Source organism: Thalassobacillus sp. B23F22_16, assembly GCF_043496955.1.
Classification (GTDB): Bacteria; Bacillota; Bacilli; order Bacillales; family Halobacillaceae; genus Thalassobacillus; species Thalassobacillus devorans_A.
The window spans coordinates 20,769-42,918 of record NZ_JBIEKD010000010.1; the positions used below are offsets into that span (position 1 = coordinate 20,769).

The following is a 22,150-nucleotide window of genomic DNA, read 5'->3' on the forward strand; positions in this document are numbered from 1 at the left end:
GTTTTGATGATTTATCATTAGATGCTTATTCAACAACCGAAAAGTCGAAGACTTGATTTCGAGATATCAGTGGTTCTTTACTATAATTGAGTCAGGGGCGGCTGGGAAATTGCGAGACTCCAATGGGAGAATAGTACATGGTGAGATCCCGCAGGGCTTTAGCCCGAGGAAGCTCACCGTACGCCCATGGAAAGCGAGTAATTTCCCGGACCTCCAACCCATTACTATCGTAATGGAATCAACATATCTTGAAACTGAGCTTCCATTAAAGGGAGCTTTAACTGAATGGAATGCCAAAAAGTCGTTCAACCGGGAGCAGCGGGTTGAACGACTTTTTTTACATTAATACATCTTTTTCTATTTGCTTCATATGGTAGAAATAGCCTTTTTTATCCATTAATTCTTTATACGTACCTGCTTCGATCATCTTCCCTTGTTCCATGATAATAATTTGATCCATTTTTTCAAGCCCTGTCAAGCGGTGGCTGATTAAGACGAGCGTATCGTTTTGTGCCTGGTGTAACAGATGGGCATAAATATTTTTCTCTGTGAGCGCATCAATCGATGAAGCAGGTTCGTCTAACAGCCATAAACGCTCTCCTTTTAACATTGCTCTTGCAATGGCCAGGCGCTGCTTTTCACCACCGGAAAAGTTCTCCGCTTTTTCTAATACCTGATCATCTAAAGAAAACTGCTGTAATTCCACTTTATTCAGTACTGAATTCATCGTTTCGTCAGTCAAACTGTTATCTGCAATCAGTAAATTTTCCCGGATCGTACCATAAAAGAATTGGTTTTCCTGCAGGACCACATTCGTTTTGCTCCACAAATCTTCTTTAGAGATATGAATAATTTCGCTGTCTCCTACATAGATCTCTCCCTTATCTGGGTCAGAAATTCCCAGAAGCAGCTGCAGCAGGGTGGACTTTCCTGAACCACTGGGACCAACGATCGCCGTTTTTGAGCCGGCAGGCAAATGAAATGATACATCCTTTATTGCCGGGTGTCTTTCTTCCGGAAATGTATAGGATACCTTTTCAAACTCGATTGCCAGTGCCTGTTTGTTCGGAATCTTTTTGGATGAAGATGAACCAGTTTCTGCTTCAGACTCTTCCACAACAGAATAAAGGCGCTCTGCTGCTCTGCGATTATCTTCTAAATGATCTGGCAGCACAGCCATCGGTGTGGCATTTTCGAACATGGTTAACGAAATCATGACAAGCATAGCCAGAAAGACACCATCAAGCTGACCTTCCGTTACCAAAAAAGCGCCCACTGTCAGCACTAGCCAGGAAACCGTGAAAGATGCCATGGAATTAATAGCATGATTAAACATCGCTGTTTTCCCTTCAAGTTCCTGTTCGAAAATATAAGCCTCCGATGCATTCGTTAGTTGTGCCTCTTTCCCCTTAAGCTTTTGATAGATTTTCAAATCCAAAAATCCATAAAGTAACTCGGTCGCCTCCGTGGAAAGCTCAGCCCTTGCTTCTCTGATTCGACTCTCCATTTTTTTCTGCCTGATTGTAAACCAGGCTGGGATAATCAGCCCTGTTAAAATCAAACCGATAAATAAAAGAAAAGCAATCCACCACGAATAGAAAACCACAAAAAATATTGTGCTTAAAAATACCAAAATTAATAGGATCGGGGGATAAAGCACGCGTAAAAAAAAGTTTTGCAGGCTTTCCACATCTCCGACAATCCGTGCAAGTAAATCCCCACTTCGATACTTTTGAAATATACGGGGAGCCAAGGGTTCAAGTTTCTGAAAAAAAGAGGCACGGATATTACTAAGCATGGTAAAGGTGGCACGATGGGAAAAATAACGCTCGCCATAGCGACTCAGGGCTCGAAAAAAACCCATCAGTTTCACACCTGCTATCAAAAATGCGAGTGTATATAATGGCGGAGCCAATGCCGCTTTCGAGACTAAGTACCCGCTTGCCCCAAACAGCACAATCGCTGTCATGCCGGCGAGATATCCGAAAAGAACAGACAGGAAAATATCTTTTTTTTCCGTCACTATTTCCTTTAGAACATATTTCAAGTGAATCATTACGCTCCACCCCCTTGTTGTGCTGTCACCATCTCACGATAGGCAGGTGTATTAATCAGTAATTCCTGGTGAGATCCTTGAGCAATCAATCTACCTTTATCCAGGAAAAGAATTTTATCCGCGTTTTTAATTGTATGAAGCCGGTGTGCGACTGTAATAACCGTAGAATTCTTAGCAAGTTCTTCGATGGAGTGCTGTAATATACGCTCTGTCTCCAAATCCAGCCCTGTTGTAGGTTCATCAAACAAAATGATCGAAGGGTTTTTCAAAAAAGCGCGAGCAAGTGCAACCCTTTGCATCTCCCCGCCAGAAAGTCCCCGGCCCGCTTCACCGATTGCAGTATCCAATCCTTGTTCAAGAGAGTGGAGAAGCCCTGAAATTCCTGCTTGTTCCGCAGCCCTCTCCACGTCTGTTCTTGTAACCTCTTTTTCGACACCAATAGCGATATTATCTGCAATTGTACCTGCAAATAAATAGGGGTGTTGTGATATATAACTTAATTGCTGAAACCATGCCGCTTCCACGTAATCATATAGGTGCTTATCCTCTACTTTTATTCTTCCTTTTTCAGGAGGGATCAATCCGGCTATCAAATAAAGTAGTGTTGTCTTTCCTGAACCGCTTCTACCTACGACCGCTATTTGTTGATTAGCGGGAAGCTCAACAGTGATATCCTCCAGAGAAAAACCATTCTCCTGATACCGAAAACTAATATCCTTCAAGCTAATAGAAGGTGGTTCACTCATTGAAAAATCTTGTTCTCCCCACTCTACTGTGTTTTCTTTTTCTTCTAATTCCTTTGTTATCTTGTCGGCCGCTCCCATACTTCCTCGTCCAGTATGGAAAGCACTACCTAAATCTTTAAGTGCCGTATAAAATTCAGGGGCAAGCACAAGCACAAAGAAAGCTGTAAAGAAACTGATGTTTTCAAATACAATCAAACGCAGCCCTACCTCAAGAGCGATAATCCCAATACTCAACATGGAAATGAATTCTAAGGTCAATGAAGAAACGAAAGCCAGCTTCAGCACTTCCATGGTGGCATCCCTGAATCTGATACTGCTTGTTCTTATTTTTTCCTGTTGCCGTCCAGCCTCTCCAAATAATTTAAGTGTTGTCAAACCTTGTAATATATCCAGAAATTTTCCTGAGAATGCCGCCATTTCTTTCATTTTTTCTTCAGATTTATCCTTCGTTTTCATGCCAATGATAGCCATAAAAACCGGTATAAAGGGAGCAGTAATCAACATAATGACTCCAGTTGGTGTATGGAAATAAAACGCTGTTCCGATGATCATCAATGGAACAATGGAACTCTGGATCACTTGCGGCACATATTGACTGAAATAGCTATCTATTTCATCCACTGCATCCAGCATCACACTGACTTTCTGCCCTGATTGTCCTTTAAATGAAGCCTGTATCGGGTTTCTGGTAAATTTCCGTAATAAAGACCTGCGAAAATCAGCTTTTACTTTAGCAGCCATTTTAACCCCAGTCCGGCCACTCCAGTACGTTAACGCAGCCCTTACAATCATTACTACTAACAAGCCGGCTAAACTCGGCAGCACATCAGAGAATGATAGCCCCTGCAAAAAAATGCTATCGACCACAGAAACAAACAGATAGGCCTGTCCTATAACCATAGTCCCTGTCAGTACAGCGATAATGGCCAGCATTACTCGTTCTATTTTTTGTTGCTTTGCAATAGCTTTTAAGTCAGTCATAAGTATTTCAGTCTCCCGTAAGGATATCGTGAATATTTTCACATATTTATTATATATCAAATCGCCTGTTCAAATAAATTCAAAAGACTTAATATAAAAAAACGTTGCCTGCTTACGTTATTTACAGCCAGGAAGGGGATCGCCTTCTTTAGTTTACATAAGTAAAGCTTAGAGCCACTTGGGTACTCTAAGCTTTTTTGTCCTCTTAAGGTTATTATGTGTCTTTTTCTTGTAGTAATTGCATTTTTTCGATGTATTGTAAACTACTGGGTAAAACTCCATCTTTCATCATAAAACTGAAACGCTTATTCTTTTTAATGTTTGCTGGCAAAGAATCAAAAAGTACAGGGCCTTCTGTTTCAAAATAATGCTCCTGTTTTTCGATGGATTCGATTCTTGCGAAATAGATATTTTTTATAATCGTCCCCCCTTTGCCATCCACATGATATTGCCCAAGGTATAGCAATTCTTTAATATCTGCACCTGTCTCTTCTTTTACTTCCCGAAAGGCTGCTTCGTCTGCTGTTTCACCTGCTTCGACTTTCCCCCCTGGAAATTCAATACCCCGATCCTTATGCTGGGTGAGCAGCCATTTATCTTTGTATCTGCATATCACCCACACATGCTTAGGGCTTTTGGAAAAAGGATGATTATCAAATGATAATTTCACTTCGTTGTTATAGTAATCATAAAATGTCTTCATCGCCGCTTCAACTGCCTTTGACTGCTTCGTTAACTACTTATGTTCTATCTCCTGAATCCGCCACTTTCCGTCATATATAAAGGTAATGGCAATTGTATAGTCACCGTAAAGTTCATTCTTATTCTTTTGGATGACCTTCTTATGGTTCTTATCTATATCGATGGTATCATAAGGTTGGCCATTTACAAACCAAGGCGGCGTTTCTGTAGGAAGAATATAAAGACCTGATTGCTTTTCTTTATAATAAAAATCAACATATTCTTTTGCGGCCTTCCTTGTCGCTATCGGCTCGAACCCTTCCAGCAATGCTGCTTTGCTGTCATAATTTAAAACTTTATAATTTTCGTCTGTCTTCTGAACCAACTGTTCCATAAACTGGTCCGTTCGTTCTTCAATCGTCGCTTTATCAAGGCTCTCTTTATTTTCACTCTCCGCGCTGGAGGCCTTTTTTTCTTCCGGGTCCGTTACGGATTCCTGGTGCATATTAACTTGTTTAGGTTCTTCTGCATTCAGGGATACTCCGGTCTGAACAAAAAGCGCTAACGGAACAGCTATCACAATCGTTTTGGCCCATTTCGCTGTTGAAGTTTTTCTCATTGTTGTCCACCCCTTGATGTCCTTGTTTTATATAATCAGTATTCCTGTTCCAAATCTTCCATAAACCCTTTTTGCCAGAAGAGATTAGAAAATAAAAATCGAAAAAACCGTAAACATTATAAATGTCTACGGCCTTCGGTAGAATCCTGATTCTCAAGAATTCCCATACTTCCGATATGCTCTTTTGTCTTTTCGTCTCCTAACTCATATACCCTGCGGAATACCATCCTTATGCCATCATCAAATTCGGCATTGGATTCATCATTATGGTAGTGACGAAAGGGAATATGAGCCCTCCAGAAAGTACGCTCATCTGCGTTGTGTATTTCATCAAAAAAGGCGCGAAGTTCCACTACTTCTTCTTCAGTCGCGTAAATTGTGAAAATATCGTTATTCCCATCATGGTTGACTGAAATTTCCTGGGAACCAATATTTACGTAATATTTGTTTCTTTCCATGATAGCCCTCCTCATCTTACCAATAGTTTTTACAAACTAGAGGAGAATTATCATGATTTTTCTGCTTATAAGCTAATGAAATGAAAAACGCTGCATCAGCAACGATGGGGACAAACTTTGCAATATCCACTGTCATCATGCAATTTATAGCTTAAACAGCAGCATTTCCTTTCCCGAGCTCCGTTTGGCAACTTTGGCTGATAGCTGAAATAATGGAACGGGTTCTTCTCTTCTCCAAAACTGGAGCCATCCAATTCATGTACGATGAAATGAAAATCATCACGGATTTGTGCCATCCGTTCTTCATCAAAATGATCCTCGGCATAGCGTTCATAAAACCAGTAGAGATATATAGCGAAGTTTTCCCATAATACGTTCATGGATAACCTGGTCAATTGGTTGATCTGAAGAAATATAGGCCGGACATGTTCCGAGAATAATTCGGTCAATTGATCCCGTAAGCAAGCATGACGGTTAACCGCAATAGGTTCCTCGGCGTCCTTAGAAACAAATGTAAGCTTCGGAAACCATTTTTTATCCTCATCGAGACGTACGAGCCTTATATTTTCCGGTCGATAATCCGGGCATTTGTCGAATGCCGATATCATCGCCAAAACGCCTGTCACTATATAATAACTGTAACGTTTTGAAAAGATAGACGCTGTAGTCAAATAAAAATCGGATTCCATAAAAACATGGATTTCGTCTAATTTTTTCTGCAGCGTCTGTTTATCCAATAGCTCGGAAGCATGGATTATCTCATAAGGTTCGCTATCCCTCTGTATTCGTGAAACATATCGGAAGTGATCTTCCATAAAGGTTTCTTCTCTTTCAGTCAGTCGAGTCATTGTATTCACCTCAATGCACTGTCCATTCCATATAGTATAAGTTCTTTTTTTGCTAATATTCCAATTATAAGTCTATGGGGCTCTGTGAACTGTGTCAATGAATTTGATAATCATTTTCATTCAAGAAGTTTTCAAAAAGATATGAAAATTTTGTGTCGTGTGATATGCCCCCATCTATATCAAGAAATTATAAATTCAGCTCTTATGTAGTTCCTTGGAAAAATAGTTTCATTAAAAAACGAGTATGAAACCACAAAGTTGCATACTCGTTTTCCCTTTAGAAATCATATTCTTTCAATATTTTTTTGGTGATCAGCTGATATCCCTCTTCTGTCGGATGCAGCTCATCGCTGAAGTACTTATCCGACTTCTTATCGAACAGTCCATTCGTTTCAATGAATTTTGTTCTACTGTAATCACTAACAATGTGCTGACTATGGTTGTTCCAATCTCGCACCACTTGTTCTAATTCTTCAGAAGAAGGGAAGGGGTTGTAGAGACCTAAAAATAATATCGGAGCGTCTGCATTCCTGTCCCGTATTATCGTCAATATTTCCTTTACGTTATTTTCATAGTCTTTTTTTCCCTGTTCGATACGTTTATCATAAACCTTCGCAAGATCCCCGCCATTACTATTAATTAAATCATTGGTTCCGATAAAGATGATAAAGTAATCCGCATCTTCTATATTCTTCGACACATTCTCTTTATCCAACTGCTGCAGTAAGCCATCGGACTGCTGGCCGGGAATCCCATAATTATGGACCGTCACCGGACCTTCGTGATTTTTACTTAATAAGGTTTGCAGGTCGCCTACATAACCATTTCCTGTTTTATCCCCGACACCATAGGTGAGCGAATCTCCTAAGGCGACTAATTCCTCCTGCTCTTCTGCTTTCTCCTTCTGATTTTGTCCAAGAAAATAAGTAAGCGCTGCTAAGATGACTAAAATGATTGTGATTGTTATCAGTAGTTTTTTCATAGGCCCCTCCTAGAAACTGTGAAATACCCTTCCCTTTATGAGGATAAACCTCTCCCCAAAAATTGGAATGTCTTTCATTAAGTTCCTAAGATAATCAAAACTCAGCTTTTTTCAGTTTGGAATATATAAGTGTCTTGGGTGATAAATTGCAAGTACTCTTCATCCACTTCAAAACCGATCCCTGGGTCCAATGGGACTTTTATTCTTCCTTGTTGGACTTCAACCTCCGGTATGATCAAATCCCTTTCCCAAAAACGAGCAGAAGCAGATATATCCCCGGGGATGGTGAATCCGTCAAGAGATGCCAGCGCAATATTGTGAGCTTTGGATATACCAGACTCCACCATCCCCCCGCACCAGACAGGGATATTATTTTTTCTACTCCATTCATGGATTGCAAGTGCTTCCGTCATTCCTCCCACACGGCTGATTTTGATGTTGAATATTTGGCAGCTCCCCATGCGCCCTGCCTGTTTGGCATCCGCCAGCGAGGTTACACTTTCATCCAGGCAGATAGGGGTCTCCAGCTGATGTTGCAACTGTTGATGAAGATAGAAATCTCCGGGACGAAAAGGCTGTTCGATCATCATCAAACCATGAGAATCCAATGTTTGTAAATAAGGGATATCCTTTTCTTCATAGATCCCATTGGCATCAATCATCACAGGAAGAGAGGGAGCATAAGTTTTGATTTCTTCAATCATCTTACCTTCGTTATACTTTTCAACTTTCAACTTATAGCGCCTGTATCCTTCTTCCTGATAGTTAGCGATCACATCATCAAGCTTATCCGACAAGCTCAGGACAACACCCGATTCCACATACGGCCGCACTCCACCGATCAGCTTGCTAAGACTTTTGTTTACTTGTTTTGCATACAAATCCCATACCGCTGCTTCTAACCCGGCTTTGGCCATTTGATTGCCTTGCCAGATTGACAATTGGCTGGCCACGTAGGATGGATGGACAAGCTGTTGCCAATTAACAGCAGGAAGGAATATTCGTCTTAATACCGACCAGGCGGATTCGATTGTTTCTGACGTATAAAAGGGTGTAGAAAAGGCCGTCACTTCTCCAAAACCCTTTCTTCCTTCTTTATCCATTATTTCTATAATGATCAGCTCCCGATCATTGACCTGGCCTGCATGTGTTTGAAAAGGGTATCTCAGTGGCATTTCAATTTTACGCATACAAATCTCTGCTATATTCATCCTTCGTCACCGTCAACTTTCCGTAAACGCAGGAGTTCCCGCCTCATCAGCTTGTTAGAGGCATTGCGAGGAAGCTGGTCTACAAAATGGATCTCCTTCGGAATTTTATAGCTTGCCAGTTCACTATTACAAAATAGAAACACATCCTCTTCACGGATGGCACCCTTAGTATCGGCAACTATAAATGCGACAGGGACTTGTCCCCATTTTTTATCCTTTATGCCTGTCACACCAGCCTCCCTAACACCTTCCATCCCCGCCAGTACACTTTCTACCTCAGCAGGATAGATATTTTCCCCGCCGGAAATAATCAAGTCTTTTCTTCTATCGACCACAAAAAGAAACCCTTCTTCGTCCAGATAGCCAAGGTCCCCAGTTGCAAGCCATCCATCATCTGACATAACCTCGGCAGTTGCTTCTTCCCGTTTAAAGTACCCAGTAGTCACCATTGGCCCTTTCACAATGATTTCGCCCACTTCCCCTTCGGCAGCATCAATTTTAAGGCTTGCTGTACTTAAAGGTTTTCCAGCGGATCCGATTTTCCTCAGAGCATCTTTTGGGTTTAATGTAACTATTTGTGATGCTGTCTCCGTCATTCCATAGGTTTGGAAAACCGGGATCTTTTTTTCTTTTGCTTTTTCTAAAAGTGGCTTTGGTGCTGGTCCACCTCCAAGCAGTACGCCACGGAAATGTGCAGGAAGCTGTTGTTCTCCTAATTCGCTCATCATTCGCTGCAGCATGACAGACACGGCCGATAACATGGTAACACCTGTCTGACGGATGGCTTTAATGACCGCTTTTTCTTCAAAACCCCGCATTAACAAAATCGGCATCCCATAGACCACATTTTTAATCAATGCAGAGAATCCACTGACATGGAACATCGGTAAACAGACCAGCCATTTCTCGGACGGGGAAATGCCGAGATTAAGAGCGGAACTTACTGCACTTGCCCAATGGTTTCCATAAGTCAACTGGACCCCTTTAGGATTACCGGTCGTCCCTGATGTGTACATGATTGTGAAGAAATCGTCTAAATTTATTTCTGTCTGCATATATGTTGGTCGAACCTCTTCTGGTTGAATTTCCTGATATTCCACAACCTTCTCCTGGCTAAGTCCAGCTATATGCGCTGCATCGCCAGCTACCGAATCAAGATCCGGTTCTGTAACCATAAGCGTGACTTCCGCATCTTGCAGTTGAAAAGCAAGTTCTTTAGCTGTAAGACGTGTATTCAGCAACACGATGACTGCACCGATATAACTAAGTGAGTGGATAACGACGGGCATTTCTATCCAATTTATAGAAAGAACCGCTACATGATCCCCCTTCTTAATACCCTCTTTTTCAAAATAAGCTGCGTATCGCAGACTTTCTTTGTGAAGATCCTGATAAGAAAGAGAGGTACCGTCGTCCATTTCGATAGCTGTTTCTCCTGGATTCAATTCTGCCTGCTTCAGCAGCCAGTGAGGGATTGTCGTTACCATGCCATAAAACCTCCTTAAGATCTTAAAAATAGGCCAATTACTTATTTGTTATGTAAAAAGAGAAGAAAGCATCAGCTTCCATGCGTGTGCACGAACTGATGCTTTCCCCATTGTTTGTCCTGACTTGTTCCTGTTCCGATCAAGGGAAACGCGGGAACTGTTTGAAATCAGGCTTTCTTTTCTCTTTAAAGGCGTCACGGCCTTCTTTTGCCTCATCGGTAGTGTAATAAAGTAATGTTGCATCTCCACCCATTTGCTGAAGGCCAGCAAGGCCATCTGTATCTGCATTAAAGGACGCTTTTAGGAAACGTAAGGCAGTCGGTGACTTTTCAAGCATTTCCTGACACCATTGTACGGTTTCTTTTTCCAATTCTTCCACTGGCACAACCGTATTGACCAAGCCCATGTCCAATGCTTCCTGTGCATCATATTGACGGCACAGGTACCAGATTTCGCGCGCTTTCTTATGGCCGACAATACGAGCAAGCAGCCCTGCGCCATACCCGGCATCAAAGCTTCCTACTTTAGGGCCAGTCTGACCAAAAATGGCGTTGTCAGCCGCAATGGTCAAATCACAAACTACATGCAGCACATGCCCGCCACCAATTGCATAGCCAGAGACCATTGCAACGACAGGCTTTGGAATGACACGGATTAAGCGCTGCAAGTCCAGTACATTCAGGCGAGGGATTTCATCTTCTCCTACATAACCGCCATGCCCACGTACGGATTGGTCGCCACCGGAACAAAACGCTTTATCTCCAGCTCCTGCCAATACGATGACACCTATTTTGGAATCATCTCTTGCATAAGTAAAAGCATCCAGCAGTTCGTTAACCGTTTGTGGACGGAAAGCATTGCGAACTTCCGGACGGTTGATGGTGATTTTTGCAATACCATCATATGTTTCATAAAGAATATCTTCGTAATTTCTTTCGTTTACCCATTCAATTGTCATGGAAACTCCTCCTTTAAAACGCTTTCCGTTTCTTATTCTAGCACGAATTCGCTGACAATTTCAGCAAAAAACTCCGGTTGTTCGACATGAACCGCATGCCCAGCCTCCCGAATCACGTACAGCGAGCTATCTGATAGCTTTCTTTTCATACGTTCATTGATAGATACAAACTTCTTGTCCCACTCGCCAACAATCAGTTGGACTGGCAATTCCAGATGCACTAACTGTTCCCACCATGAGGGCTGGGCACCAGTTCCCATGCCGCGGAGTGACAGTGCTAAACCAGCTGCAGACTGGCTCAATCTTTCTTCCCGAATTTTTCTTTTCACTTTTTCCGGGAGTCTTCGTTGGGAATCAAATAGGGGAAGGTTTTCCCAAAAGTCGACAAATGATAGGATCCCTTCAACTTCTAACTTTTTGGCCAGTCTTTCATCCTTACTAATCCTTGCTTGCTGATCCTCACTCGATTCCAACCCGGGAGAGGCACTTTCTAAAATAAGTTGTGCCACATAATCCGGATATAAAGCAGCAAAGGAAAGGGCCGTTCTCCCACCCATGGAATATCCTGCCAGGGTAAGAGAAGAAAGGTTTAATTTATCTATTAAGTATTTCAAGTCATGACAAACCCGTTCCATCGATAACCTGTAATCCGTGTTATAAATGGTTTTCCCATGCCCGGGCAGGTCAATCGTTATCACTTGTAACCCTTTATTTATTAGCACCCCAGCTACGTCATCCCATGTCCGAGTGCTTCCGGTAAAACCGTGCAGCAACATCATAGGAGGGCCTTGGCCATTGATTTCCACCCAGTATTTTGTGCCATCAATTGTATGATACATAACGATCAACCCTTTAACTGTTTACCAATAGCTTCTTTGACGCTTTCCCATTTTGCCCTATGGTAAGGAACATTTTCTTCCCGTCTCGTCCGGACCTCTATCACCGATAAACCTGATGAAGCATAACTTTCAGCCAATGCATTTGTATAGTCCTCCCACGATTCTGCCAGGCAATAAGAGCCGCCATAAGCTTCCACAAATGGTTGAAATTCAATGCCCATGGGAGTGCCGAACAACTCCTCATAATGTTCAGGATGGCTGGCTTGCGGCAAGTAGGAAAATATCCCGCCCCCATCATTATTTATCAGAACAATTGTGATGTTAAGGTTCTTTTGTTTAGCAATCAACAACCCGTTCATGTCATGGAAAAAGGATAAATCTCCAATCAGCAATGTTACCGGTTTACCATTGGCACCTGTACCCAAGGCAGCAGACACGACACCATCAATGCCGTTCGCGCCCCGGTTAGCCATGATATCGACTGCTTTTGGCGTAGTCATGAAGAAAGTATCGACATCACGGATTGGCATGCTATTGCCGACATATAAAATAGACTGGTCAGGTATCACTTCGGCAAGCTTGACTACTGCATGACCTTCATTCATACCTTCTTCAGGTGATTCCGCAAGCAGCAGGTCTTTCGCAATCCGATTCATACTTTTCCAGGTATCAAGCCAGCTATATTCCACAATAGGCTCATCCAGCCGTTCAGCTAACTGCTCAGAGAAAATAACAGGGTCGGCATAGATGGCTGCAGTCTCGACACCTGCTGGTTCACGGTATCCTGCCTCCGGTTCCACTATGAAGTGAAGCGGGGCATTCAGGGAAGTCAGCCATTGTAAGTAAGGCTTGGAAACCGGCATCGCTCCGAAACGGATAATAAACTCCGGCTGCAGTGCCTGTTTAATTTCATCATGCTTTAAAATCGCATCGTACGTCTCAATGATATTATTCTTTTCATACTTATTTGCTCTAAGCTGGGACAGTGGATCTGCCAATACAGGAGCACCGATGCGCTTAGCCAAATAGGCGAGCGCTTCACCAAGCTCAGGGTCCATCTGCGGTCCGCAAACTATGACGCCTTTGGAAAACCCTTTGAGTTTTTCAATCAGACTATCCAGATGTTCACGATCCAATCCCCGCTTGCCAATGACCGGGCTCTGTTCTTTTGTGGCCCTGTCAGTTTCCCATAAACCTGGTAAAGTAAAGTCAGGGATCAAAGGTTCCCGTAACGGCAGGTTGATTTGGACAGGACCAGCATTCCCAAGAATTGCTTCCTGAACAGCACGACCAGCGGTAGTATTCGCATAACGGAGCATTTTTTCGCTCCCTTCTGGCAATGCAAGGTCATGGAACCACTTTACGTACTCCCCGTACAAGTTCAGTTGTTCTATTGCCTGGGGAGCCCCAACATCCCGAAGTTCATGAGGCCGGTCTGCAGTGAGTACAATTAAAGGAATCCTGCTGTAGAAAGCTTCAATCACAGCAGGATAATAATTGGCAGCAGCGGTGCCGGAAGTACATACCAGCGCTACAGGCCTTCTTCGTTCTTTTGCCATGCCAAGAGCAAAGAAGGCAGCCGAGCGCTCATCCAGGTTAACCCAATGATTAATTTCATCGTATTCAGCACAGGTCATGGCGATTGGAGTAGAACGAGAGCCAGGCGAGATGACAACATCCCGTACCCCCGCCTCCACTAATCCTTGCACAAACTTGGCCATGTACCTGGTCAGTGTCTCGGTGTGTTCCATCATGCTCCTCCTAGTACGGCTAACATCGGTGTAAACTTAATTGCTGTTTCTTCATATTCCATTTCGGGATCCGAATCTTTTACTACGCCACAGCCCGAAAATAAGGATGCCCTATTTTGTTCAATCAATGCAGATCTTATGGCGACGGCGAATTCCCCATTTTGATTCGAGTCGAACCATCCTACCGGACCGGCATACCAGCCTCGATCAAGGGGTTCAAACTCCCGGATATATTCAATCGCTTCCTCTTGTGGCAATCCTCCCAACGCCGGTGTCGGGTGCAGACGGGAAACGACATCCAGTAATGTATGCTCCTGCTTTAATCTTGCCCTTACTGGTGTATAAAGGTGTTGAAGATTCTTTAATGGATAAAGTACAGGCGAGGCTGGAATATCGACGTTTTCACTGCAGGCTTCGATCGCCTCACGTATCATCCGGACAACGAACTGGTGCTCCTCCAGGTTCTTTTCGTCCATCAGGAGTTCCTGCCCCAGCTTTTCATCCTGTTCGGCTGTCTCCCCTCGAGGGATTGTCCCCGCAAGACAGGTAGACAATAAGTTTTGATTTTCCACTTTAACCAGGCGTTCCGGGGTAGCCCCGACAAATTGGGCACCATTACTTTCAAATGCGAAAATATAACTGTTCGTCTGGGTGTCATCCAGATGCTGAAGTACTTGAGCTATGTCAACATTTTCATCAAACTTCAACCGCATCTCCCGTGCCAGCACTACTTTATCCACCACTCCGGCTTCAATATCTTCCGTTGCTTTCTTAACCAACTGTTTCCATGCTTCCGGTTCGATTTCGGTTTGTTCCAAAATTTCCGGAGTACTAAAAGAACGGTTAGTACATTGCAACAATAACGCCTTAGCTTCTTCCCATTGAAATTTCAATTGTTCTTTATGGTCATCCGGGTAAATGATGGCATTAATGGTAAGATAATGGTCACTCCCCACTTTCGTCAGTAAATAGCCCGGAATTTCCAGCTGACTGTTTTCAAAAGAAGCCCATAATTCGGTACTTACTTTGAAAGGATCAAAGCTGAAACCTCCCATGGCTACTGGACCGGTTCCCTTTTGCTCATAGCGATCGAACCTGTAGGCGTGCTCCATCAGCTTCTTCCATTGAAATTGTATATCCTGAAAACGGTCGTTTTTTGGTGAAGCTAAACGTACAGCCGCACCAACTCCTGCCATTACAAAGTCTTCATCGGCACTTTTCCAAAAAAGTCGGGTATCACCCATCACCGATGCTCCCACATAAAACAAAATCGGGTCAATTGGTTCTATATAATCAACGAAACTTACCAGCTGCTCTTTATTGGTCTGTTTCGCTTTATTCAATGCCTGATCTATGACTTCATCCAGTGTCGCTGCTTCTGTATGAATCATACGTGTCCCCCCTGAGTACCAGGAATGATAGTCTTAGAGAATACTAAGACTAAGCCCTATATAAGTCACCCTGCTCACGAACGGGTGTATTACTTCCATCCTGTTTTTCACTTCCTTTTCTATTTTATTCTCTTTTTGGACAGGACTCAAGGAATCCCTACTTATATCCAATAGTTTCTTACATAGATTGACACTTTCTCCTTGATTCCATAAACTTAAGATTGATTGTAATAATTTGATAGAAATAAAGGGAGAGAACAACTATGAATCCTGTGCAAGGTCAAGATATAAAGGCTTCCTTGAATGAAAAGGGAGGTTTTCAAGTTTGGTGGCGGCTGCTTCGTCCCCATACGTTGACAGCAGCATTCGTGCCAGTATTCATCGGAACGATGCTGGGCGTACTGGATGGGGGGTTTCATGCAGGGCTGTTTCTTGCTATGCTGACAGCTTCCATATTGATACAAATCGCAACAAATATGTTCAACGAGTATTATGATTATGTAAGAGGGCTGGATAATGAAAACTCTGTCGGTATCGGTGGTACAATCGTCAGGGATGGTATTTCCCCTAAAACGGTATTAACGTTGGCGCTTTCTTTATTCGGCGTTGCTATCCTGCTTGGTATTTATATTTCAGTAACAACCAGCTGGTGGGTTGCTGCTATCGGTGCTATTTCCATGTTATTCGGTTATTTGTATACCGGTGGCCCTTATCCAATCGCTTATACTCCATTTGGCGAATTGGCAGCAGGATTCTTCATGGGCACCATCATTATCGGCATCAGTTATTTTATCCAAACCCTTACAATCCATGGAGGAGTCCTTTGGATTTCCATACCAGTCGCCATTTTTGTTGGCGCCATCTTACTTGCCAATAATATCCGGGATTTAGATGGAGATAAAGAAAACGGACGGAAGACAATTGCCATCCTGTTAGGAAAACAAGGCGCTATCCGCTTCCTTGGAGCATTATTCCTCACATCCTATCTATTAACATTGATTTATATCATCCTTGGCCTACTGCCATTATGGAGCTTCCTTGCGTTTTTGAGCATAAAGAAAGCAGTTCCGGCAGTGAAAGGATTCGTTGGTAAATCACAGCCAATTGAAATGATGCCGGCTATGAAGGCAACTGCTCAAACCAATACAATCTATGGTTTCTTATTAGGTGTCTCTTTGTTACTACAAATCTATGTACCTATTTAACATCAAGCGGCAAAGGTTTTTGCCGCTTCTTTTTACATCCTGTGATGTTTTATTGAAGGTTTTACGGGAAATACTTACAAAGGAATGAGTGTAATGGAATTACAATTCGACAATACGATGATGGAAGCGTTAGGGATGGAAGTAAAAGAACTGGAGAAAGACAAGGTGGTCATGACGATGCCGGTACATGCTGCGACTCACCAGCCACTTGGATTTCTTCATGGGGGAGCTAGTGTCGCCCTTGCAGAATCAGCAGCAAGTATAGGTGCATTTCATAATATCAATCCGGAAACACACCGCGTATTTGGAGTTGAAATCAACGCTAACCATATCAAAAGTAAACGTGACGGCGCCGTCACAGCCACCGCTGTACCTTTCCACATTGGCAGGAACACGATGGTTTGGGAAATTAAAATCACCGATGAAGCCGAAAAGCTTATTTCCATCTCTCGCTGTACGATTGGTGTAGTTCCTCTATAACGATACTAGTGTTTCGAAAGGAGACGAAGCCATGCTTAATGATAAACAAATCCAGGAATTCAAAGAACGATTATTGGAAATGAAAAAGGAAACAGAACAGGATCTCGAAAAATATAGCGACTCTCTGGGAAATCAAGACTCCTCTGCGGAAAGCCATCAGGAATTGTCTGATATGCCTGATCACCCAGGCAACCATGGGACAGAACAGTTTGAGCGTTCCAAGGATCAGACATTTTACGAAAAAGCACGGGAACGTATGATGGAGATTGAAGATGCCCTGCAACGAATCGAAGACGGAAAATACGGACTTAGTGAAAAATCAGGCGATCCAATCCCTGTCGAACGGTTGGAAATCGAACCTACCGCTCGCTATACAGTAGAAGAGAGTCAGGAGATAGAAGGACGGTAATACACCGTTCTTCCTTTTTAGCCTGTGTCTCTGTTAAAACTCCATGCTTATGTTAAAGATAAGCTCCCTTTTCTTGAAGGCTCAGTTTCGAGATAGTTTGTTTCCGTTACGGTAGTAACGGTGTGGAGGTCCGGGAAATTACTCGCTTTCCGTGGGCATGTGGTGAGCTTCCTCAGGCTTCGCCTTGCGGGATCTCACCGCTCATGTTCATCCCACTGGAGTCTCGCAATTTCCCGGACCTCTTTGCGTTTATGAGAGAAACGGAAACATCAGTATATCGTTCTTCGAACCAAGAGTGAGCTATACATGAAATATGAACTTAAAGCCGCATCTTTATTCAATTATCCATTAAAAGTAGAAGACATCTGCAATATAAGAGGGGTTCTTTTCTCCCATCCTTCGGATTGGGTGGTTGGGAAACTGCGAGACTCCCGGGGTAGAAGGATCTAGGCGAGATCCCACAGGGCGATAGCCCGAGGAAGCTTTTATGGTAAAGAACCGCAGATACCTCGAAATCAAGCCTTCGACTTTTCGCCCGTTTTGTTGAATAAATTTTATAACAAGATTGCAAAAGGAGAGAGTACTATCGGTAGATTAATTAAATTTATAGCTGTTTTCATCCTCATATATGCCGCTTTTTCACTAGCTGGATTTTTGTTTCCTGTTGATCGTCCATGGTATGACGGGCTGGATAAACCATCCTGGACACCAAGCGGAAGTACGATTGGAATAATATGGGCAATATTATATGGTTTCATTGCTTTCTCCATCACTTATGCTGGTTTCAAAAACGGTTTCAAGCAATTAGGAGTATGGTTCTGGAGCATCTTTATATTCAACTATATAACGAACCAGTTATTCAGCTTCTTACAATTTGATTTAAAAGACTTGTTATTAGCCTCTGTAGATACTTCTTTAGTGGCATTAAGCAGTTTACTGTTAGTTATTCTGCTCTTCAGGTGGGAAAAGCTAAGCTCATTATTACTTATTCCTTATTTCCTTTGGAGTTTATTTGCCACGTTCCTGGCCTTTACTTTCTTTCAGATGAATCCCAATCAGACCTTCTTTCCATGGATGTAAAAAGCCTTGCCTGATTCACACGCAAGGCTTCTAAGCTTGGAATTTATGTCAGGTTGAGATTTTTATTGTGGCAAATCATGGCTATAGCAATGTATTTATCTTGAATTAAGCGCCCTTCTTGTTTCGAGCAGGAGCTGCTGATAAGATATTTGCTTTTTTAAACCTCCTTACCTGGCGTCGTATATAACAGAAGGCAAGTATTTCTTCCTCGTTCACCCGAAGGACTTTAACAACCCGATGAGTAAAATCGTTGCCCTTGCTGAGATAGATCAACTCTATTGTTTTGCCACTTTCCTTCGCTCGACTTAGGATGTTATCTATGTGCCTCATTTTGTCACCTCCGAAAACGAACATCTGTTCTCATTATACCCTTATCGTATTCGGTAGTACACATGAAAATTCATCCATCAATCCAAAATAATATTATTGTCTTCCTATTTTGCGGCTAATAAAAAAGAGAGCCGGAACCCTCTTCTCCTGCCACAGGAAAAATATGAAGCTTATTGCAGCATTCGCCCCGTTCAGCTCACTATTTTCCTGATGGAGATCTAAGAAATTTCCTAACTCTCAATAAAATCTTATCTAGTCAAATACATTGTTCTAATCCTCTAAAGGATTAAGGCTTTCTTTTCCTGTCATATTGGAAATCATTTCCACCAGTAAATCAATTTCTTCGTCGATATCTTTGATGCTGGCCGTTTCTACTGGGGAGTGCATATATCGAAGCGGAAGAGAAACCAGGCTTACCGGAACCCCTTTTCCTGTCAGCCTCATTCTGTCGGCATCTGTTCCCGTAGCTCTTGGAGTCAGTTCATATTGCACCTTCATTTCAAGAGATTTTGCCGTTTTTTCAAGTAGTTGATTGATCTTCCGGTTAATCGGTGCTCCTTTAGCTAGTACAGGCCCAGCTTCTAAGCGGACATCCCCATATTTGTTTGTATTAACGCCTGGGTAATCGGTTGCGAAGGTGACATCACAGGCAATCGCCATCGTTGGTTCAATTCCAGCTGCTGCAAAATAGGCGCCGCCCATATTTGTCTCTTCATTGACAGTGGAAGCGGCATAGACACCCACTTTCAATTTTTTCTTTGAGAGTCTGCGCACTACTTCTCCCACAATGAAAGCACCTGTACGATTATCAAGCCCTCTTCCAGCTACATAGCGGTCCATCATCACTTCCGGTTCCCGCTTATAGACCGCCAAATCACCTATTTGCACCAGTTCTTCCATGTCCTCTTTTGATTTAGCTCCACAATCAATAAACAGATCTTCCAGACCAAAGTCATCCTTAATCCCACCATGATGCTGGGCGTTAACCCCAATGACTCCTGTCACTGTTTTTTGATAGCCAAGTACTTGTACCTTCATACCGATTGCAGCTTTGGGGTTAATTCCTCCCATTTTGTCAAAATGCAGGTAGCCTTTCTCATCAATCCGATTGATGACCAATGCGATTTCATCACAATGTCCAGCTAAAAGTATTTTGAAATCAGCTTTGGGATTGAGAACAGCAATTGCATTGCCTGCATTATCGGTGAGCATTTTATCAACATAAGGGCTAAATTCTTTCATCCATTTCTTTTGGATCTCCATTTCCATACTGGAGGGGGATGCTGTGTTTAATAATTCCAATAAAAAGTCCCTGCGTTGTTGTTCCATATTTGTTCCTCCTTCTACCACTGCTTTCTCCATCATACCAAAAAATCAAATCGCAGATGAGAATGTTTTTTTAAGAAGATGTTTTATGTTACACAAGCTTCTTTTACACTTTGATAACTTATTAAAAATGTGTGCATGAATCATTACAAATCGGGGAATGGATTCTTGATATGTTCATTATTACGAGGAGGAGCTAACATGAATCTGGAAGAATGGTTTGAAAAAGGAATAACTGCACAAGAATATGTAGAATCAATGGGTAAATACCAAAAAGATTTTATTCATATATATGAGAACTTCCATATCCCTACGGATGATCAGCCCTTTTTTGAGTATTTGCAAAAACAGAATTTACGAGTGATCGTTTTAACAGAAGATTGGTGCGGAGATGCCATGCTTAACATACCTATTTTGTTAAAGTTCGCCGAGGCAGGTCACATGAATGTTCATTTGTTATCACGTGATGAAAACCCGGAATTAATGGATGACTATCTGACAGGAGATGCCAGGTCTATTCCTATTTTCATTTTTATTGATCCGGAAGGAAATGAAGTAACCCATTGGGGGCCGAGAGCAGAGGCTATTCAACAATTTATCGAAAAATCCAGAAACGGTCTGCCTAAAAAAGATCCAAAAGATTACCAACTGAAAGAAAAGCAAATGTTTCAATTCATAACGAAAGCTTACCGTGATAACCAGGACTTTTGGAGTGAAGTATATGACAGTTTAAAACAGTCACTCGGACAGTTGGAATCAAGCCTGCCATAACACGGCAGGCTTTTTTAAAATTGTATTATCGAAGGAAAGGTTGTCTATACTTAATGTTAGAAAAGCTTGTTTTGTCATTTTTTGCTAACCCTGATAATTATCTACTTTAAATGCTAGAAAGGAGGCGTACCTGTATGTATGGTTTTGTTCAATTTTATTTCCGTTTACCAATATTCGTGCGCCTTTTTCTCACGGTTATCATCTTCATGGTGTTTTTTGGGAGTGTCATCCATTTGCTTGAGCCCAGTCATTTTCCCACACTTTTTGATGGCGTATGGTGGGCATTCGTTACAGGATCGACTGTAGGTTACGGAGATTATGTACCGTTAAGCACTACAGGAAGGATTGTTGCTATTTTACTGATTCTAGCAGGTGGGGGCCTTCTGACTTTTTATATGGCAACTATATCTGCAGGAACGATTAAATATGAACGTGATTTATCAAGTGGAAAAGTCGCCTTTAAAGGAGAAAATCATATTATCGTGGTGGGCTGGAATGAACGCACAAGACAACTGATTGATATCATGCAAAAACAAAAAGACCCGGAAAAAGTAGTGGTCATTGATAAAACAATGAACATGCTCCCCTACCGAAAATATCCGGTTCATTTTATACGTGGTGATTTTTACGAAGATAAAATCTTATTGATGGCAAATATAACCAAAGCTCGTAAAGCTCTGATAACCGCTGACCCTTCGCAATCGGAAGATAAGGCAGATCAGGCAGTTATATTAGGTATTGTTGCGATGAAAGGCTGCAACCCTGACCTTAATATAACAGCTGAAATTCTTACCGACAAACAGGTCATCAATGCAGAGCGGGCAGGAGCGAAAGACGTCATCCGATCCAACGATTTTATGAGTTCTTTATTTTACCATGAACTTTATCGGAACGACCCTGTCCAACCATTTAAATTGTTATTGAAAATCCTGACGGAGGAACAGTTTTATGAACTCACCCCACCCACCCATTTAATTGACGCAAACTTTTCAACAGGGGCAGCTTACTACGCTGAAAAAACTTCCATTCTCATTGGATTGCTAAGACAAAATTCCTTGCTGATTAATGTCGATCCACAAGAATCAATACGTGAGGACGACCGACTGGTTTTATTGTCACCGAAGTAAATGAGCTTCCAGCTCTCTTACTAGTTCTCTGCCGATTTCAACATATTTATCCGGAACCGAAGCATCGGGGTCAACGGGTTCAGAAAATTGGTCAATGGAAGCTTTACCGACACCAACATGTACGTGATCGTCCATCCCTCGCTGATATTTATGGGAAAGTAGAAAAGGCTCACCTAATTCAACTATTACATGGTAGTCGTCTAAGGACCCTTGTTTTGCTTGAAATGGGACACGCAGAAACTGGTAACCTCCCTCGTCAGCAATCTTATAATCAAAATAACCATGGTCATAATCCCAGTTGCCACCTATTTGATAACCTAGAGGTTTCAAGGTCTGTTCTAATTCGCTCAAAGTGAAAGCTTCACCTGTCAGTTTTGAAGTTACAGGAATCACAATCATCACTCCTTTCTTGTT

General features: G+C 42.3%; 21 protein-coding genes. 6 read left to right on the plus strand and 15 right to left on the minus strand.

Annotated features, from left to right (window positions below; translation table 11 throughout):
* Window positions 1–337 precede the first annotated feature (337 nt).
* From cydC to ACGTNI_RS09600, 13 genes are all read right to left on the minus strand, one after another.
* Window positions 338–2,056, minus strand: a complete 1,719-nt coding sequence (gene cydC, locus ACGTNI_RS09540) for a thiol reductant ABC exporter subunit CydC (RefSeq protein ID WP_394461877.1) — start codon at window positions 2,054–2,056, stop codon at window positions 338–340.
* A complete protein-coding gene (cydD, locus tag ACGTNI_RS09545) occupies window positions 2,056–3,783 on the minus strand; it encodes a thiol reductant ABC exporter subunit CydD (protein WP_394461879.1) in 1,728 nt (575 codons plus the stop codon). The genes cydC and cydD overlap by 1 nt, the downstream gene beginning before the upstream one ends.
* Before the next feature lie 214 nt (window positions 3,784–3,997).
* Entirely contained in the window at window positions 3,998–4,486 is a 489-nt protein-coding gene (ytkD, locus tag ACGTNI_RS09550; protein ID WP_394461881.1) for an RNA deprotection pyrophosphohydrolase, read from the minus strand.
* Window positions 4,487–4,519: 33 nt separating this feature from the next.
* Window positions 4,520–5,083 carry a hypothetical protein gene (locus ACGTNI_RS09555; RefSeq protein WP_394461883.1) on the minus strand — a complete coding sequence of 188 codons (564 nt, stop codon included), beginning with the start codon at window positions 5,081–5,083 and terminating at the stop codon, window positions 4,520–4,522.
* A gap of 116 nt (window positions 5,084–5,199) precedes the next feature.
* On the minus strand, window positions 5,200–5,541 hold the full coding sequence (locus tag ACGTNI_RS09560) for a hydrolase (protein WP_394461886.1): 342 nt from the start codon (window positions 5,539–5,541) through the stop codon (window positions 5,200–5,202).
* A 95-nt stretch (window positions 5,542–5,636) separates the two neighbouring features.
* Window positions 5,637–6,389 (minus strand): IucA/IucC family C-terminal-domain containing protein, encoded by a 753-nt coding sequence (locus ACGTNI_RS09565; RefSeq protein ID WP_394461888.1) that lies wholly within the window; start codon window positions 6,387–6,389, stop codon window positions 5,637–5,639.
* A 277-nt stretch (window positions 6,390–6,666) separates the two neighbouring features.
* On the minus strand, window positions 6,667–7,371 hold the full coding sequence (locus tag ACGTNI_RS09570; RefSeq protein ID WP_394461890.1) for a DUF459 domain-containing protein: 705 nt from the start codon (window positions 7,369–7,371) through the stop codon (window positions 6,667–6,669).
* A gap of 101 nt (window positions 7,372–7,472) precedes the next feature.
* Window positions 7,473–8,561, minus strand: coding sequence for an o-succinylbenzoate synthase (gene menC, locus ACGTNI_RS09575; protein WP_394461892.1), 1,089 nt, complete (start codon window positions 8,559–8,561; stop codon window positions 7,473–7,475).
* Between the two features lie 17 nt (window positions 8,562–8,578).
* Window positions 8,579–10,069, minus strand: a complete 1,491-nt coding sequence (locus ACGTNI_RS09580) for an o-succinylbenzoate--CoA ligase (protein ID WP_394461894.1) — start codon at window positions 10,067–10,069, stop codon at window positions 8,579–8,581.
* Between the two features lie 139 nt (window positions 10,070–10,208).
* Entirely contained in the window at window positions 10,209–11,027 is an 819-nt protein-coding gene (gene menB / locus ACGTNI_RS09585; RefSeq protein WP_062440751.1) for a 1,4-dihydroxy-2-naphthoyl-CoA synthase, read from the minus strand.
* A 32-nt stretch (window positions 11,028–11,059) separates the two neighbouring features.
* Window positions 11,060–11,866, minus strand: coding sequence for a 2-succinyl-6-hydroxy-2,4-cyclohexadiene-1-carboxylate synthase (gene menH / locus ACGTNI_RS09590; protein ID WP_394461896.1), 807 nt, complete (start codon window positions 11,864–11,866; stop codon window positions 11,060–11,062).
* Between the two features lie 5 nt (window positions 11,867–11,871).
* Window positions 11,872–13,617, minus strand: a complete 1,746-nt coding sequence (menD, locus tag ACGTNI_RS09595; protein ID WP_394461898.1) for a 2-succinyl-5-enolpyruvyl-6-hydroxy-3-cyclohexene-1-carboxylic-acid synthase — start codon at window positions 13,615–13,617, stop codon at window positions 11,872–11,874.
* Complete coding sequence (locus ACGTNI_RS09600; RefSeq protein ID WP_085505693.1) at window positions 13,617–15,008, minus strand: isochorismate synthase; 1,392 nt, start codon at window positions 15,006–15,008, stop codon at window positions 13,617–13,619. The genes menD and ACGTNI_RS09600 overlap by 1 nt, the downstream gene beginning before the upstream one ends.
* Window positions 15,009–15,271: 263 nt before the next feature.
* Here ACGTNI_RS09600 and ACGTNI_RS09605 point away from each other — a divergent pair, with 263 nt between their 5' ends.
* The 4 genes from ACGTNI_RS09605 (at window position 15,272) to ACGTNI_RS09620 (ending at window position 18,182) form a co-directional block, all read left to right on the plus strand.
* Entirely contained in the window at window positions 15,272–16,213 is a 942-nt protein-coding gene (locus ACGTNI_RS09605) for a 1,4-dihydroxy-2-naphthoate polyprenyltransferase (RefSeq protein WP_394461900.1), read from the plus strand.
* A 93-nt stretch (window positions 16,214–16,306) separates the two neighbouring features.
* Complete coding sequence (locus tag ACGTNI_RS09610) at window positions 16,307–16,693, plus strand: hotdog fold thioesterase (protein ID WP_394461902.1); 387 nt, start codon at window positions 16,307–16,309, stop codon at window positions 16,691–16,693.
* A 31-nt stretch (window positions 16,694–16,724) separates the two neighbouring features.
* Window positions 16,725–17,102, plus strand: a complete 378-nt coding sequence (locus ACGTNI_RS09615) for a TraR/DksA C4-type zinc finger protein (RefSeq protein WP_085505696.1) — start codon at window positions 16,725–16,727, stop codon at window positions 17,100–17,102.
* Between the two features lie 585 nt (window positions 17,103–17,687).
* Window positions 17,688–18,182: a TspO/MBR family protein gene (locus tag ACGTNI_RS09620; RefSeq protein WP_394462068.1), complete on the plus strand. Its 495-nt coding sequence runs from the start codon at window positions 17,688–17,690 to the stop codon at window positions 18,180–18,182.
* A 600-nt stretch (window positions 18,183–18,782) separates the two neighbouring features.
* Here the strand turns inward: ACGTNI_RS09620 and ACGTNI_RS09625 are convergent.
* The gene (locus ACGTNI_RS09625; protein WP_394461904.1) at window positions 18,783–19,841 is read right to left on the minus strand and encodes a M20/M25/M40 family metallo-hydrolase; all 1,059 of its coding nucleotides are present in this window, start codon (window positions 19,839–19,841) and stop codon (window positions 18,783–18,785) included.
* A 198-nt stretch (window positions 19,842–20,039) separates the two neighbouring features.
* On the opposite strand from ACGTNI_RS09625, the gene ACGTNI_RS09630 reads away from it, so the two are divergent.
* Together ACGTNI_RS09630 and ACGTNI_RS09635 are read left to right on the plus strand one after the other, a co-directional pair.
* Window positions 20,040–20,609, plus strand: a complete 570-nt coding sequence (locus ACGTNI_RS09630; protein ID WP_394461906.1) for a thioredoxin family protein — start codon at window positions 20,040–20,042, stop codon at window positions 20,607–20,609.
* 134 nt (window positions 20,610–20,743) lie between these two features.
* Complete coding sequence (locus ACGTNI_RS09635) at window positions 20,744–21,736, plus strand: ion channel (protein ID WP_394461908.1); 993 nt, start codon at window positions 20,744–20,746, stop codon at window positions 21,734–21,736.
* Here the strand turns inward: ACGTNI_RS09635 and ACGTNI_RS09640 are convergent.
* A complete protein-coding gene (locus tag ACGTNI_RS09640) occupies window positions 21,725–22,129 on the minus strand; it encodes a YugN-like family protein (protein WP_085505702.1) in 405 nt (134 codons plus the stop codon). The genes ACGTNI_RS09635 and ACGTNI_RS09640 overlap by 12 nt on opposite strands.
* Window positions 22,130–22,150: the final 21 nt, after the last annotated feature.

Excerpts from the sequence above, each read along its gene's own strand:
- menD (WP_394461898.1), bottom strand. The coding sequence starts at position 13,617 with ATGGAACACACCGAGACACTGACCAGGTACATGGCCAAGTTTGTGCAA.
- ACGTNI_RS09570 (WP_394461890.1), bottom strand. The coding sequence starts at position 7,371 with ATGAAAAAACTACTGATAACAATCACAATCATTTTAGTCATCTTAGCA.
- ACGTNI_RS09610 (WP_394461902.1), top strand. The coding sequence starts at position 16,307 with ATGGAATTACAATTCGACAATACGATGATGGAAGCGTTAGGGATGGAA.
- ACGTNI_RS09630 (WP_394461906.1), top strand. The coding sequence starts at position 20,040 with ATGAATCTGGAAGAATGGTTTGAAAAAGGAATAACTGCACAAGAATAT.
- ACGTNI_RS09600 (WP_085505693.1), bottom strand. The coding sequence starts at position 15,008 with ATGATTCATACAGAAGCAGCGACACTGGATGAAGTCATAGATCAGGCA.
- menC (WP_394461892.1), bottom strand. The coding sequence starts at position 8,561 with ATGCGTAAAATTGAAATGCCACTGAGATACCCTTTTCAAACACATGCA.
- ACGTNI_RS09560 (WP_394461886.1), bottom strand. The coding sequence starts at position 5,541 with ATGGAAAGAAACAAATATTACGTAAATATTGGTTCCCAGGAAATTTCA.
- ACGTNI_RS09635 (WP_394461908.1), top strand. The coding sequence starts at position 20,744 with ATGTATGGTTTTGTTCAATTTTATTTCCGTTTACCAATATTCGTGCGC.
- ACGTNI_RS09625 (WP_394461904.1), bottom strand. The coding sequence starts at position 19,841 with ATGGAACAACAACGCAGGGACTTTTTATTGGAATTATTAAACACAGCA.
- menB (WP_062440751.1), bottom strand. The coding sequence starts at position 11,027 with ATGACAATTGAATGGGTAAACGAAAGAAATTACGAAGATATTCTTTAT.
- ACGTNI_RS09565 (WP_394461888.1), bottom strand. The coding sequence starts at position 6,389 with ATGACTCGACTGACTGAAAGAGAAGAAACCTTTATGGAAGATCACTTC.
- menH (WP_394461896.1), bottom strand. The coding sequence starts at position 11,866 with ATGTATCATACAATTGATGGCACAAAATACTGGGTGGAAATCAATGGC.
- cydD (WP_394461879.1), bottom strand. The coding sequence starts at position 3,783 with ATGACTGACTTAAAAGCTATTGCAAAGCAACAAAAAATAGAACGAGTA.
- ACGTNI_RS09605 (WP_394461900.1), top strand. The coding sequence starts at position 15,272 with ATGAATCCTGTGCAAGGTCAAGATATAAAGGCTTCCTTGAATGAAAAG.
- ytkD (WP_394461881.1), bottom strand. The coding sequence starts at position 4,486 with ATGAAGACATTTTATGATTACTATAACAACGAAGTGAAATTATCATTT.
- ACGTNI_RS09555 (WP_394461883.1), bottom strand. The coding sequence starts at position 5,083 with ATGAGAAAAACTTCAACAGCGAAATGGGCCAAAACGATTGTGATAGCT.
- cydC (WP_394461877.1), bottom strand. The coding sequence starts at position 2,056 with ATGATTCACTTGAAATATGTTCTAAAGGAAATAGTGACGGAAAAAAAA.
- ACGTNI_RS09615 (WP_085505696.1), top strand. The coding sequence starts at position 16,725 with ATGCTTAATGATAAACAAATCCAGGAATTCAAAGAACGATTATTGGAA.
- ACGTNI_RS09580 (WP_394461894.1), bottom strand. The coding sequence starts at position 10,069 with ATGGTAACGACAATCCCTCACTGGCTGCTGAAGCAGGCAGAATTGAAT.